The organism is Streptomyces sp. NPDC031418 (assembly GCF_055581605.1).
Window position 1 is genome coordinate 77,926 of record NZ_JBVIJC010000023.1, and the last position, 13,840, is coordinate 91,765.

The 13,840-nt window shown below is 70.8% G+C and carries 12 protein-coding genes; 3 read left to right on the forward strand and 9 right to left on the reverse strand.

Annotation, left to right across the window (positions count from 1 at the left end; genetic code table 11):
* Nucleotides 1-36 precede the first annotated feature (36 nt).
* From ACZ5CZ_RS30140 to ACZ5CZ_RS30170, 7 genes are all read right to left on the reverse strand, one after another.
* Nucleotides 37-1,641 carry a class I adenylate-forming enzyme family protein gene (locus ACZ5CZ_RS30140; protein ID WP_385847610.1) on the reverse strand — a complete coding sequence of 535 codons (1,605 nt, stop codon included), beginning with the start codon at nt 1,639-1,641 and terminating at the stop codon, nt 37-39.
* Nucleotides 1,634-1,951 carry a phosphopantetheine-binding protein gene (locus tag ACZ5CZ_RS30145; protein ID WP_385847611.1) on the reverse strand — a complete coding sequence of 106 codons (318 nt, stop codon included), beginning with the start codon at nt 1,949-1,951 and terminating at the stop codon, nt 1,634-1,636. Before ACZ5CZ_RS30145 ends, ACZ5CZ_RS30140 begins: the two co-directional genes overlap by 8 nt.
* Complete coding sequence (locus tag ACZ5CZ_RS30150; RefSeq protein ID WP_385847613.1) at nt 1,951-2,373, reverse strand: cupin domain-containing protein; 423 nt, start codon at nt 2,371-2,373, stop codon at nt 1,951-1,953. Before ACZ5CZ_RS30150 ends, ACZ5CZ_RS30145 begins: the two co-directional genes overlap by 1 nt.
* 57 nt (nt 2,374-2,430) lie before the next feature.
* Nucleotides 2,431-3,555 (reverse strand): SIS domain-containing protein, encoded by a 1,125-nt coding sequence (locus ACZ5CZ_RS30155; protein WP_468947438.1) that lies wholly within the window; start codon nt 3,553-3,555, stop codon nt 2,431-2,433.
* On the reverse strand, nt 3,552-4,367 hold the full coding sequence (locus tag ACZ5CZ_RS30160) for a BtpA/SgcQ family protein (RefSeq protein WP_385847616.1): 816 nt from the start codon (nt 4,365-4,367) through the stop codon (nt 3,552-3,554). Before ACZ5CZ_RS30160 ends, ACZ5CZ_RS30155 begins: the two co-directional genes overlap by 4 nt.
* Nucleotides 4,360-5,931 carry an aminotransferase class I/II-fold pyridoxal phosphate-dependent enzyme gene (locus ACZ5CZ_RS30165; protein WP_468947439.1) on the reverse strand — a complete coding sequence of 524 codons (1,572 nt, stop codon included), beginning with the start codon at nt 5,929-5,931 and terminating at the stop codon, nt 4,360-4,362. Before ACZ5CZ_RS30165 ends, ACZ5CZ_RS30160 begins: the two co-directional genes overlap by 8 nt.
* A gap of 95 nt (nt 5,932-6,026) precedes the next feature.
* The gene (locus ACZ5CZ_RS30170; RefSeq protein WP_468947440.1) at nt 6,027-6,797 is read right to left on the reverse strand and encodes a TauD/TfdA family dioxygenase; all 771 of its coding nucleotides are present in this window, start codon (nt 6,795-6,797) and stop codon (nt 6,027-6,029) included.
* A 457-nt stretch (nt 6,798-7,254) separates the two neighbouring features.
* Here ACZ5CZ_RS30170 and ACZ5CZ_RS30175 point away from each other — a divergent pair, with 457 nt between their 5' ends.
* From ACZ5CZ_RS30175 to ACZ5CZ_RS30185, 3 genes are all read left to right on the forward strand, one after another.
* Nucleotides 7,255-9,078: a non-ribosomal peptide synthetase gene (locus ACZ5CZ_RS30175; RefSeq protein ID WP_468947441.1), complete on the forward strand. Its 1,824-nt coding sequence runs from the start codon at nt 7,255-7,257 to the stop codon at nt 9,076-9,078.
* Nucleotides 9,075-10,967 carry a hypothetical protein gene (locus tag ACZ5CZ_RS30180; RefSeq protein ID WP_468947442.1) on the forward strand — a complete coding sequence of 631 codons (1,893 nt, stop codon included), beginning with the start codon at nt 9,075-9,077 and terminating at the stop codon, nt 10,965-10,967. The genes ACZ5CZ_RS30175 and ACZ5CZ_RS30180 overlap by 4 nt, the downstream gene beginning before the upstream one ends.
* 166 nt (nt 10,968-11,133) lie before the next feature.
* On the forward strand, nt 11,134-11,655 hold the full coding sequence (locus ACZ5CZ_RS30185; RefSeq protein ID WP_385847625.1) for a hypothetical protein: 522 nt from the start codon (nt 11,134-11,136) through the stop codon (nt 11,653-11,655).
* Between the two features lie 18 nt (nt 11,656-11,673).
* Here ACZ5CZ_RS30185 and gltX read toward each other — a convergent pair whose 3' ends face one another.
* Both gltX and ACZ5CZ_RS30195 read right to left on the reverse strand, forming a co-directional pair.
* Entirely contained in the window at nt 11,674-13,050 is a 1,377-nt protein-coding gene (gltX, locus tag ACZ5CZ_RS30190) for a glutamate--tRNA ligase (protein ID WP_468947503.1), read from the reverse strand.
* A gap of 179 nt (nt 13,051-13,229) precedes the next feature.
* Nucleotides 13,230-13,424, reverse strand: coding sequence for a hypothetical protein (locus ACZ5CZ_RS30195; protein WP_468947445.1), 195 nt, complete (start codon nt 13,422-13,424; stop codon nt 13,230-13,232).
* Nucleotides 13,425-13,840 lie beyond the last annotated feature (416 nt).

Consider the following 13,840-nt stretch of genomic DNA (forward strand, 5'->3'; position numbering starts at 1 on the left):
GGACGGAGGGGAAGCGAAAGGCGAGGCGGGCGCGGGTCAGTGCGGGGGCGGCGCCAGCAGGTCCCGCAGGGCCGGCCGGAGGATCTTTCCGGTGGCCGTCCGGGGGACCTCTGGCACCCGCAGGATGCGGCCGGGTTGCACCGCCTCGGCGAAGTGCGCCCGCAGGTGTGTGCGGACCGTGTCGTCGCCGATCGTGTCGGGGGCGTGCAGGGCCACCGCCACGGTCTCGCCGAGCAGCGGGTCGGGGACCGCGGCGCAGGCCGCGTCCAGCACACCGGGAAGGCGCCGCAGAGCCCGTTCCATCTCCTCCAGCGACACGGCCTCGCCGCGTACCTTGGCTATGTTCTTGCTGCGGCCGGTGAGGACGAAGTACGTACGCCCGGTCTCCTCGTCCAGGACTTCGTGGCCGAGGTCCTGGGAGTGGAACCAGCCGCCCGCGAACGCCTCGGCGGTGGCCTCGGCGTTGCCCGCGTAGCGGGACATCACGTTGTGGCCGCGCATGCAGATCTCCCCCGGTTCGCCGGGGCGGGCGCGGCGGCCGTCCGGGCCGAGTACGGCCACCTCGTTGCCGGGGACGGCGACGCCGACGGTCGGGATGTCGGCGTCGAGCAGCAGGCGCCGGTAGGCGGCGTCGCTGATGTCGCGCGGCATGGTGGTGGAGAAGTTGGTGGTCTCGGTCAGGCCGTATCCCTGGAGGACGCGGGCGCCGATCCTGGTGTGGACGGCACGGGCCGTCTCGGCCGCCAGCGGGGCGGCGGCGGTGACGAAGTGCGAGAAGCCCCCGGGCAGGGTCCGGCGGCGCCACACGGCGGACAGGGCGTCGAGGATGCTCGGGACCACGCTGGCGACCCGCGGCCGGTAGAGCGTCAGGAGCTCCGGGTAGCGGAACGGGTCGAAGCCCGGGGCGAGCACCGCGTGGGCGCCCGCGGCCAAGGTGGCCATGAGCGTCAGGTGCACGCCGTTGACGTGGTGGATGGGCAGGCAGCCGAGGAAGGTGTCACCCGGGCGCAGTCCGTGGTGCCGGATCATGGCGTCCGCGTTGGCGACGGCGTTGGCGTGGGTCTGGGCGACCAGTTTGGAGGCCGCTGTGGACCCGGAGGTGCCGAAGTACAGCATGTCGGCGTCCGGCCGCGGGGGCGGCGGGGACCAGCCGGGGGGCGGGTCGGGCAGCCGTTCGGGGTCGGGGGCGGTGGCGGTGCCGGGGAACCGGTCGGCGGCCGTGCCGGGACCGGTGACGATCGCCTCGACGGCGAGGGCCGCCGTCTGCTCGGCGACCCGGGCGACCGGGTCCGCCGGGTTGAGCACGAGGACGGGCCTGCCGGAGCGAAGCGCGGCGAACAAGGCGATCACCGAGGGGATGTCGTTGACCGGGGCCAGGCCGACGGGCCCGGCGGCCGGCAGCTCGAGGACCGTGTCCAGCCAGTGGGCGGTGCGGCGGCTGTACCGTTCGAGCTCCGCGTACGTCAGCGTCCGTGCGGTGCCGTCGGCGGCGGGGGTCGTGAGGTACGGTTCCCCGCCGCGTTCCCGGGCGTGCCGGTCGAGGTGGTCGAGGACCGAGCGGAGCCCACCCGCCGCGGCGGGGAACGGCGTTCCCCTGTACCGGCGGGCGAGGTCCTGATCGGTCCTGGTCGGGTCACCCATGCGCGTGCCGGGTCTTGTCCACGGCGTGGGCGAGGGTGAGCGCCGTGCGGAAGGTGTCGGCGGTGATCTGCTCCTGGGGCAGTTCGATGTCGAAGGCGTTCTCGACGGCGACCAGGAGCTTCACGGTGCGCAGGGAGTCGAAGCCGAGGTCCGCGAGGGAGACGTCGGCCTGCTCGGGGCCCCAGGGCGACACCGGTTCGGGCAGGAGTCCGCGGACCACGTCCAAGACCACGTCGAGAACCTCTGCCAGGTCAGGGTCGGCCGGGAGCCCTCCGTGCGCCGTGGCCCGGTCGCCACGGGGTTCGGTCATCACTCCTCCACCAGGGTCATGCGTTCGGCGGACTCCAGCGGCATGTGCGGCACGCCGAAGGCCAGGATCTCCAGCGGCTCGGGGACGTGCAGGTTGGTCTTCACGCCGTGCGCGTAGTTGGCGGGGACGAACACGGTGTCGCCGGCGCCCATCTCGTAGTCCACGCCGTTGATGTGGATGTAGCCGCGGGAGCTGAGGACGAAGAGGATGTGTGCGCCGGGGTGCGTGTGCAGGTCGAAGCGGGAGCCGGTCTCCATGATGATGCGGTCGGCTCCGATGGGCACGCCGCCCTCGATCAGTTCGCCGGCTCCGACCGTGCCGAGGATGCCGGGGATGATCTCGTTACGGGAGTTGACCAGTTTGACCTCGGGCGAGGTGTAGATGTTCCGGACGTGTTTGTTCGGATCGAAGACGGTGTCCATCGGTGTCTCCTCGGTGTGTGCTGGTGAACGTGTCGACGGGGTCGGGCGGACGCGGTGTCAGCGGAGGGCGGGACCGGTCGGGCGGTGCCTCTGGAACGGGCTGCGTCCCAGCCCGCGGGCGAGCCCGAAAGCCAGGTGGGCGGCGAAGGTCTGGTGGAGCAGCGGGGCGAACTCCTCGCGGGCGGTGCCGTGCACCGGGAGGAGGACGATCCGGTCGTCGAGGTGCTCCGTCCCCTCGGGGTGTGTCACGAGGGCGACCCGCCGGCCGAGGGCGAGGGCGCGCTCGGCGAGTTCCAGGGCGCGGGCCCTTGAGGGGCCGGGCGGAGCGAGTACCACGACAGGGGTGTCCAGGGGGCCCGCGAAGCGTTCAACGTGCCACCATTCCTCCAGGTCGCGGCCGTACGCGTGGACTCCGGCGCCCTCGACGATCTTGGCTGCGGCGTAGCCGGCCGTGCCTTCGGCCGGGCCGGTGCCGAGGACGGCGATCACGGGGGCGTCGGTCAGCGTCCGTCCCCATCCGGAAGCCCGCTCGCGGACGGCGGCCTCGGTCGCGGCGACACCATCGGCAAGGCCGAGGAGTTCGGCGCGGGCCCGGGCGGCCCAGTCCGCGCCGCGGGTGGTCTCCGCGGGGCGAAGCGCCAGCATGAGCAGGGCGACCAGGCTCGCCTGGTGGGTGCGGATGCCGGGGGACGGCTCGGGGTCGGGCAGGCCGACGGTGACGTGGGTGTCGGCGGCGTCGGCGAGCGGGCTGGTGGCCGATCCGCTGATCCCGAGGGTGCGAAGGCCCCGGGCGCGGGCCTCGGCGACGCCCTGGAGGACGCGTTCGGTACGGCCGGAGGCGGAGACGGCCACGACGAGGGTGCCCGGTGCGGCCGTGCGCACGTGGTATCCGAGGAAGCGCTGAGCGGGCTGGACCTCACAGGGCAGGTCCGCGAGGTACTCGAACGCGGCCTCGGCGGCCGTGCCCGCGTGCAGGGAGTCGCCGTCACCGACCAGGCACACGGAGCGGACGGTCCCGGCCGCGCCGTCCGGGTCGTACAGCTCGCGCCACGCGGTGTCCACGCGGTCGGGGAGGAACCCGACGAGGTCACGCAGGTCGGCGGCGAGGCGCCCGCTCTGGCGGACGAGGACGGCGCTGTCCATGGGGTCCAGTACCGCGGGCGGGCCGGCCGGGGCGGTCATCGGGACTCCAGGGAGCGGGCGATGTCGACGTAGGCGCGGACCCGGTCAACGTCGATCCGGCCTCCCCAGCCTCCCTTTTCGAGGCAGGTGCCGACGAAGGCACCGTCCGCTTCGGCGAGCAACCGGGCGGCGTTGTCATGATCGGTGTGGCCGGCGAGGACGACCGGGAGGCCGGGGGCGGCACGGCGGACGGAGGCGATCAGCTCCAGCGCACGTGCCTCGTCGGGGTCTGCGAGGGTGACGGCGTCGGCCCCCACGCCGCGGGCCGCGCGGGCGACCTCTCCGGTGGACTTCTCCCCGCCGAACCAGCGGAAGTGCATCGAGTCGACGTCGGCGATCACCCCCACGGCCCCGGCGGAGATCCGCTTGCGGTACTCGGCGACCGCGAGCGGGTCGGGGGTGACCATGCCGTGCGGGCTGAGGGTCATTCCGACGAGTGCGGTGGCCCGGACGAAGTGGGCTCCGGACACCTTGGCGACGGCGAGGGACGCGCTGATGGCGTTGCGCATGATCTGGACACCGACGAGGAAACCAGACGTGTCGGCCACGGCCCGGACGACGGCGTCGGTGATCAGACCCATCGCGACCGTGCGCGCCGGATCACTGACGTCCTCGACGGTGTAGACGCGGTCGGCGGTCTGGATCAGGCAGCCGTCCGCGCCGCCGTCGGCGAGCGCCCTGGCGGAGGCCACGGCCGTCTCCAGGATGTCCCGGAAGGTTCCTTCCTCGTGGAAGGGGGTGCCGGGGAGCGGCTGGAGGTGGATCATGCCGATGACGGTCCTGCGCCCGGCGGGGAGGTGGAATTCAGGCATGGACGACCTCGTCCCGTCGGACGACGGCGCGGATCCGGTCGAAGGCGGGCGACAGGTCCGTCCAGGAGCGCGCGGTGGTCAACCGGACGACGCCGCTGCCGAAGCCGAAGTTGAGGATGCCGGGGTAGACCGACACGCCCGTCTCGCGAAGGAGTTCACGGAAGCAGAGGTAGGAGTCGTCCCAGCGGTCGAACACGGCGGCCGTGTTGATGGAGTACTCGGGCCGCAGGACGTGCGCGACCTCGACGAGGCGGCCAACGCTGGCGTCGCGCAGGGTGGTGAGCGCGGATTCGCGGGAGTCCCGTTCCTGGCGATAGCTGTCGTAGGCGGACTGGAGCCCTGCGCGCCCGAGTTCGTAGGTCTCCTCGAACTCGGCCAGTTCGGCCGCGCCCACCTCGGTGACCCCGGTGATCAACCAGCGCTCCATGCGGGCGAGGACCTCGATGGCGGTGTACAGGAACGACGGAGGGCCGCCGAAGCTGGTGGAGGCGTACTCGTAGTAGGAGGCGATGAACGCCGCGTCCGCGACGATCCAGCCGGCTTTCACGCCGGGGGCCGACCAGTTCTTGGACAGGCTGGAGACCCGGATGACGTTGGAGGCCGCACGGAATTTTCCGAACTCCCGCTTGGGGCCCAGCCACTCGTGACACTCGTCCAGGAGGATCATGGTGTTGGGCGACGCGGCGCGGATGAGCCGCTCCAGGTCGGCTTCGCGCACACCGGCACCCGTGGGATTGGCCGCCGTCTGGAGCATCACGAACGGCGTGTCGGGGGTCAGCGCGGCGATGATCGGGTCGACCGACATGACGCCGCCGTCCGAGGAGACCGGGACCAGGCGCACCGGTGTCCGTCGGGCGATGGCCTCCACCAGCGGCGGGTAGTTGGGAATGGCGCACAGCGCCGGGGAGGTGTGCGTGGAGCCCGACAGGACGAAGTCGGCGAGGGAGCTGACGGCGAAGGTGCCGCCCATGGTCAGGGCGACGTTCTCGGCGGTGTACGTGACGTCCGCGATCCGGGCGCTCTCGTAGGCGGCGACGGCCTCGCGCGCCGGGGTGCGTCCGCAGGAGTCGGAGTATCCGTACCAGTCGCGGGAAAGGGCGTAGCGGAGGGTGTCCTTGATGGTCTCGGGAAGTCCCCACTGCTCCTCGTCGACGGAGCCGCCGGAGAGGATGTACCGCGCGTCCGGCCGGAGGCGCCCGTAGAGGTCGTCGCGGAAGTAGGAGTTGAAGAGCTCCTTGACGAAGCGGACGGTCGCCCGCGAGGTGAGGACCTCCTCGGCGGTCACCTGGCGGCGGACGGTCGAGTTCCGCCAGCGTTCGGCCTGTTCGGGGCGGAGGGTCCGGGTGCCGAGGCGGTGCTCGACCCGGCCGAGCCAGAGGTCGCGCAGTTCGTAGGCGTCTTCCGGGTCGACGGCCCGCTGGAAGACCTCCAGCGTGGCGTCGTCCACGACCGGGGTGAACAGGCCGGCCGGAGGGGTGGTGGGCCGAGCGTTCATGGCCTCGTCGTGCACCTCGCGGGGCAGGCTGATCGGACGGACCGGCGGAGAGATGTCGAACAGGGGCATACCGTCTCCAAGGGGAGAGAAGAGGAGCCCGGTAGGTGGCGCTCCGGACGCTGCGCGTGCGTACCCACGGGCGGGACGGGACGAGACGGGACGCCTCAGCGGATACGGAGCCTCTTGAGGTGGCGCGTCCGGGCCGCGGCTCGGGGCAGCCCCGCCGTGCGTCCGTGGAAGAACCGGGTGTTGTCGATGACGACGAGCAGCCCGCGGGACCAGACCACGCCCGAGGCGCCCCTCGCTTCGTACATGCGGGCGAGCAGGCGGCCGAGGGCGCCGTTGACGGCTTCCGGCGAAGCGCCGTCCGCCTCGCAGACCCATCGCAGGGTGTCCTGCTGGAAGTCGCGGAAGGAGAAGACCGTGTGGTCCCCGCGGGACCGTACGACGGCAGGGACGCCGGGGGCGTCGGCGTAGCGAGTGGCACGGAGCAGGCGGAGGTCCTCGCCGCTCAGGCCTGCGGCGACCTCGTCCATGGGGACGAGGACGGTGGAGGCGGAGGCGTCGCCCGGTTCCACGCACATGAGCACGATGTAACGGGGCTGGTCCGCGACGGAGCGCCCGCTGCCCTCACTGTGCAGGGACAGGCGATTACTGGCGAAGGGCTGGAGGGACACGTCCTGCGTCGTCCCGGCGTCGGCCCGGAGATTGAGGACGACGCCGTCCTCCACGTAGGGCTGCACGGCCGGGGCGGTCTCGGGTATGGCGGTTCCCAGTGCCGAACCCAGTTTCCTGAAGGCGTCGTTGGGAAGCGGCTCGTCCAGCCGGACGACTCCGAGCCCGTGCCGCAGGAGGTCTCCGTCGAGTCCGTCGAGGATCTCCCCGGGGAAGTCTGCCGCCTTGGCCGGGAAGCCCACGGCGGGCTCGGCCAACACGGTTTCAGGAGAGAGGAGTTGATCTCTGAGTCGACAGTGGTCGTCCGAGGAATCCTCGGTGAAGCTGCCTTCAAGCATTTTCTACCCCCGCTGAACATGATGTGCGACCGAGGGGCCGGGAACTGCGCGAACCGCCAACCGGGGAAAGGTCGTTCCGGTGGAATCGGCGGTCGCGAGCGGACTTGAACGCGCGGACGCCGTGGTGCTCGGCCGACCGTCAGTTAACCCGAAAGATCAGACGGAGGCTAGACCTCCACCTTGCACAGGAGAGATTTCACGTCCTATGTCCACAAGGTTCCTTGCTGAAAACCAGGCAGGTGGGTTCAACTCCCGAAAATTTCCCGGCGTCTGACGGACTGACGTCCTGTCCGCCTCCTCATCGCCTCAACCAGGGGTTACAGTCCTGGGATCACGGCCTGACCCGTCGGGCGTGATTCAACGAGGGGTGGTGTAGGGGATGTTGGGCGCTCTGTTCACCAGGCAGGTCGAGCGGACTCCTGATGCGGTGGCCGTTTTCCATCCGGATGCTCGCGAGCAACTGACGTATGCAGAGCTCGACCGGGTCGCGGACGGCGTCGCCCGCCAGCTGATCGACCGGGGCGTGGGTCCCGGTTCCTTCGTGGGCGTGTGCCTTCCGCAGGGCTGCCGGCGCGTCGCCGCCTTCCTCGGCGTGTGGAAGGCGGGTGCGGCCTATGTGTCGATGGAACCCGAACAGCCCGCCGGCCGCCACCAGTTCATCCTGGACGACAGCGGCGCCTCCTGCGTGATCACCACTCCGGAGCTGGCGGACCGATTCCCGTCCGAGCTGGTCCTCCCGGACGTCGACATGGCTCCGGCCGCGGGTGGTCCGCTCGTCGCGCCGCCCGCCGTCGCACCGGACACTCCGGCCATCGTGTACTACACCTCAGGCACCACCGGCACGCCAAAGGGCGTCCTGGTGGGGCACGCGAGCATCGCCCACTTCCTGACGAACGTGGCGGGACCCGACCCGGACCTGTCCCTCTCCCCCGGCGACCGTACGGCTCAGCTCACCAGTCCCGCGTTCGACGCGATCACGTACGAGATATGGGCGACGCTGACGTCCGGCGCCACCCTCGTCATCCTCCCCCGCGAGTTGCTCACCGACGGCGGACTGCTCGCCGAGGAGTTCCGGCGCCACGGCATCACCGCCGTGATCACAGCCACGTCGGTCTTCCACGAGATCGCTCTGCAGAACCCCGCCGCGTTCGCGCCCCTGCGGCTGCTGCTCGTCGGCGGCGAGGCCATGGATCCCCGGCGGGCCCGCGACGTGCTCGCGACCCTGTCCGGCACCCTGGCCAACGTGTACGGTCCCACCGAGACCACGACCTTCGTCATCCGGCACGTGGTCTCCGGCGTGACCGACGAGACCCGGATCATCCCGATCGGCACGCCACTGCCCGGTCTACAGGCCCACGTCCTGGACGAGGATCTCCACCCGGTGCCCGACGGCCGGCGCGGCGAGCTGTACATGTCGGGCCCCTGCCTCAGCCTGGGGTACCTCAACCGCCCCGAGCAGACGGCCCGGGCGTTCGTGCCCCATCCGGAACGCCCCGACCTCCTGCTCTACCGCACGGGCGATCTCGTCCGGCGGGATGCCGACGGCGTGCTCGTCTACCTCGGGCGTACCGACCACCAGGTCAAGGTCCGCGGACACCGCGTGGAGCTCGGTGAGATCGAGGCGCGGCTGCTCGCCCACCCTGAGGTCGGGAACGCCTGTGTCGTGGTGCGCGGGGAGGAGGCCGACCGGAGCCTCGCTGGTTTCGTGGTGCCCGCCGCCTCGGCGGAGGCGGGCATGGCCGACCGGGTGCGCGAGGAGCTGGCGCGGGAGTTGCCGGAGTGGATGGTGCCCCGGTTGACGGTGCTCGACCGGCTGCCGCTCACCCCTATGGGCAAGGTCGACCGCACGGCCCTGGCCGCGTTCGTTCCCCAGCGCGACCAGCGCGAGCGGGACTCCGCGCACGGTGCGCTCGCGGACGGCCTCTCCCCGCTGGAGCAGGTCCTGTCGGCCATGTGGTGCGACCTGCTGGAAGTGGACGCCGTCACGCCCGAGGACGACTTCTTCAGGATGGGTGGCCATTCCATGCTCCTCGGGCGCCTCAGCGCCAGAATCCGCCGCGACCTGGGGATCAGGCCGCCGCTGCGCGCCTTCTACACCCACGCCACGCTCGGTGCGCAGGCACGCATGCTGGCGACCCACGCCCCGGATTCGGCGCGCGTCGCGGCCTTCGCGGCCGGTGCGGGGAAGGAGAGCGGCGCGTGAACACTCATGTCGTGCCCTGCGCCAACGTCGCCGAATACCGCGAGCGGGCGAACGCCTGGACCCCGGGCCTGCCCTTCCCCGTGCTGGCGGGTCCCTCGCTGGACCGCTACCGGTCCCTGTTCCCAGAGGGCCGGTTGCCGTCGGTGGACACCGCCCCGCGGGCGGGGTCGGTGATCAGCGTCGGCGAGGACGCGGGCGCCGTCGGCCGGCTGCTGGCCGTCGCCACGGGCCGTGAGCACCGCGTGGTGGAGCCCGGCGCCCTTGCGGCGGAACTCGTCCCGCGGGCCGGCGAACTCGTCGCAGTGGTCGGCCTGGCGGACGACATCACGGCGTCCGGCGACTGGCCGGGCGCCCACGGCCCGGTGGTCGGCGTCGTCACCGCTCGTGACCTGGCAGCGCTGACCTGCCTGGTCTACCGGAGCCTCACCGCCGACGCGGCGGCCGAGGACCGCGTCTTCGTGGCCACCCATCCCATGCTCGAAGACGCCGAGCTGGCGGACACCAACGAGTTCGAGGACGTCATCGCACTCGGCCGGCGCAGACCGAAGCTGCTGGTGCTCAAGGCGCTCGGCAAGGAGTGCTGCGCGGCTCTGCCCGATGGCATCCTGTGCGGCCGGTCCGACGCGATCGACACCCCGCTGCCCGCCGTCGACCCCGCGTACCGTCACATGCCGTGCATGTACGGCGCAGGATGTCACCGTGCCGACCTGGCGGAGGACCAACGCCTTCCCGCGGCGGAACTGCACGCGACCGTGGTCTTCACCCACAGCTGCTCGTCCATCGCCGTGGGCACCAACGCCTACCCCCACCATGTGGCCCTGGGCCTGGGACTGCTGGAAGGAACCGCCGTCGCGGTCGTGGGCGCGCTGGGCGTCCATATCGTACAGCGGGGAGCGCAGGGAGACCTGGAGAGCGCGCTCGCGGAGAACCTGCCGCTCGGCCGCGCCGTCGAGCGCCTGAACGAGCGGGCCCATCCGATCAACGGCTGGCTGAACCGCTTCGGCCTGCTCGGCGATCCCGGCCTGGTCCTCGGCCTGCCGGCCGGGCGGGCAGCGGGCACCGGGCCGGGCACGGCGGCGGTCACGGCGACGCGCCGTGAGGAAGGGGCGGTCCGGGACCTGGCCCATCTGAGCAACGTGGTCCTGCCGCGCCTGGAACGCTTGTGCTGGCTGGAGCCAGGAGTCGACGCACTCGCCGTGGAAGGGTTCCGGGTCCGCGTGCGCGAGGCCGCCGAGGACTTGCAGGCGCCGGATCTGGCCTCGCAGGTTGCCCGGATCGAGACCGATCTCGCCGCATTTCAGCACGCCACAGCCGCTGCGATCGCCCATGAAATTTATGTAAACGGCTGGAACTACGGAGGCCCGTCGCTCGACGGCCTGCGCGAGGTGTCCCAAACGCCTGTGACCTGCCCGAACTGTGCGCGGGACCGGGCCGCCCTCATCACCATGGCGCATGTGGTGCACGCCGGTCTGACGGTGCGGACTCTGCAGTGCCGGCGTTGCGGTGACCTCTGGTGGACCAGTGAGGAATCGGACGAACCGGCATTCGCACTCGAAGGGATGTTGGACACGGATGCCGTGTCGGGTCGCGTCATCGGCCTGTCCCGCACGTTGCGCAACGACTCCGAACATCTCCTGCGCGGCGGAATCGGATTCGCTTTCGCGATGCGCCGATTCCTGGGTCTGCCGCCCGAGGTGAGCGCCCCGATCTGCGTGCCTCCGGGCGGGAAGGAGGAGTTCACGGCAGAGATCGATCTGGTCGGTCATCAGCCGCGCCCGGACGTCCACACCGGAGTCTTCATCGCCATCGTGAACGGGGTGTACATCGCCTCGTCCTCCATGATGCGACTGGCTCCGGCTCCGTCGGGCGACCCCGATCACGTCTCCTGACCCGGAATCGGTTTCCGGTCATCGAATGCGCAAGGAAAAGGCCGGTGGGTTCATGCTTCTGCGTTCCGGGCGTGCTCTGTCCAAACTCGGCAAGACTTGCGATCCTTGCGTTCCAGCAGGCATAAGTTGAACCGGAATCCGCAGGACGCCTACAGCGGAGGAGTTCATGGACAGAGCATCGGACAGTCATGCCGTCGTGCGCGAGACCTTGCTGCTGGTACGCCAGCAGTTGAGGGCGCAGACGGAAACGGTCCAGTCGCTGAGCACGCAACTGGAAGAGGCGAAGCGGAAGCTGAACCTTTTGGAGACCCTCAACACCTCGCTGGACGAGTTCCAGCCGGGCCTAGTGGAGACGGCCTCCGCCGTGCGCGCCGTCACGTCGAAGAACTCCACGCAGGCCCCTCCGCCGGAGCCGACCGCGCCCGCGACGGTGATCGTCCACCCCACCGGATTCCGCGCGAGCAAGCCCTTCTCCATTCAGGAGATGCTCCTCAACGTGCTGTCCACGACGGAGGCACTGCGCACGCGGGACCTCGTCACGATCATCGAGCGCCTGCGTGACGAGGGGCAAACGGACCTGCTGCGCGACTCCCGGCGGCCTGATTCCGTCGTGTCGTCGGCTCTCGACCGCTTGTGCAAGAAGGGTCTGGTGCGGAGGGTCGGACGGGGGCGGTACACGCTCATCTGATCGGGACAGGCCCGCAGGCTATGCCTGCGCGGCGGCCACCCTCTCGGCCGCCGCGTCCAGACGGGCCAGCACGCGATCCCGGCCGAGCAACTCCATGGACTCGAACAGCGGGAGTCCGATCGTCCGGCCGGTGACCGCGACCCGGATGGGTGCCTGGGCCTTGCCCAGCTTGAGGCCGTGCTTCTCGCCGACGGCGAGCAGGACGTCCTTCAGGCCGCCCGCCTTCCAGTCCGCGACGGTCGCCAGCGCGGCACGGGCGTCGGACAGGATGTCACCGGCGCCTGCCTTCATCGCCTTGTTCCACGACGCCTCGTCCCAGGCCGGCTCGTCGAGGAACAGGAAGTCCACATAGCTGGTGATCTCCGACAGCAGCGCCAGCCGGGTCTGGGCCAGCGGGACCGCCGCCTCGAAGAGGGCCTTGTCGAACGCCTCCGGGCCCCACGGCGCGTACGGGGCGACCAGCCACGGCGCGCAGGCGTCGGCGAACTGCTCCGGCGAGAGAGCGCGGATGTAGTCGCCGTTGAACGCCGTCAGCTTCTTCACGTCGAAGAAGGCCGGCGCAGTGTTGACGTCCTCGATCCGGAAGAGCTGCTCCAGCTCCTCGTACGGCATGATCTCCCGGTCGCCTCCGGGGCCCCAGCCCAGGAGCATGAGGTAGTTCACCATCGCCTCGGGCAGGAAGCCCTCGGCGAGGTAGTCCTCCAGCGCCACCTTGTCCCGGCGCTTGGACAACTTCTGCCGCTTCTCGTTGACGATCACCGGCAGATGCGCCCACACCGGCGGCTCGGCGCCCAGCGCCTCCCACAGCAGCTGCTGCTTCGGCGTGTTCGACAGGTGCTCCTCGCCGCGGATGACCTGCGTGATGCCCTGGTCCAGGTCGTCGACCACGTTGGCGATCAGGAAGACCGGGGACCCGTCACCGCGAGCGATCACGAAGTCCTCGATCGCGCTGTTCGGGAACGCCGGCTTCCCACGGACCAGGTCGACCACGACGGTCTCGCCCTCGTCCGGCGTCCGGAATCGCAGCGCCCGTCCCGCCGCGAAGGCCAGACCCCGGTCCCGGCAGAACCCGTCGTACCCGAGGTGGTCCGAGCCCGTACGCTCCTTCAGCTGCTCCCGGGTGCAGTCGCAGTAGTACGCCCGGCCGGCCGCGAAGAGCCGCTGGGCCGCGTCCCGGTGCCGATCGGCGTTGTGCGACTGGAAGTACGGGCCTTCGAAGGCCGGGTCCTCCTCGTGGATGCCGATCGCCGCCAGCGCGTTGATGATCCCGTCGACCCACTCCGGCTTGTTCCGGGCCGCGTCGGTGTCCTCGACCCGCAGGACGAACGCGCCGCCGGAGCGGCGTGCCACCGCCCAGTTGTAGAGAGCGGACCGTGCACCCCCGACATGAAACATGCCGGTCGGGGACGGGGCGAAACGAACGCGAACCGGGGCAGCAGCCATGGGCCCGACGATACCCGACGGTAAGACCCCCGCCCGGTGAACCGGCAGATCGGTGCCAGGCGGCACGGCTCTGTGCCGGAAACCGGAAGAACCAGCGGATCAATGGCCCTTTGCAGCAGGTTCGAGAATCGCTAGGCACTCCGCAGGCCGTCGGGCGCCAGATACTGTACGGCGCTCAACTCACCGTCCCCGGACGGCCATAGACGGTACTGCTCTCCCATCTGCACAAGGTGCCGTACGCCCTTGTACGCCGCCACAAGTTCGGCCGCCTTGGCCAGCTCCTCGCTCCCCCAACGGTTCAGGGCGCGTCGGGTGTCGTCGGTCATGGTGGTGCCGTTCGACGACTTTCCCTTGTTCAGCCCGCACGCGCGGGTATTCGCCTCCGCCGGTGGCCTGCCAGTCATCCCCAACCCTGGTTCAGCCCACACCCGCGAGTGTCGGTCGGCCCACGCGCCGGAGGCGGACGCCGGCCCTCCAGGACGGTGTCCGATCTGGCCTGTATGGTGCGGGACGCTGGAAGTCTTCCGCCTCAGTAGTCCGGCCCCCAGAAGGATTTCGGCACGCCGGACCCGCCACACCGAACAACACGCCTGCGGACCGTATGGCCGCACGCTGGCGGGAGACCTGGTCCACCAAGGAGCGCCGCACTGAAAGCTGTAGGTTGCTTCTCGGCCCCACTCCCTGACCCCGCAGGCAAAGCCCCAGACCGCGGTGCTGCACCACCGGCGGGATGACGCCGCGG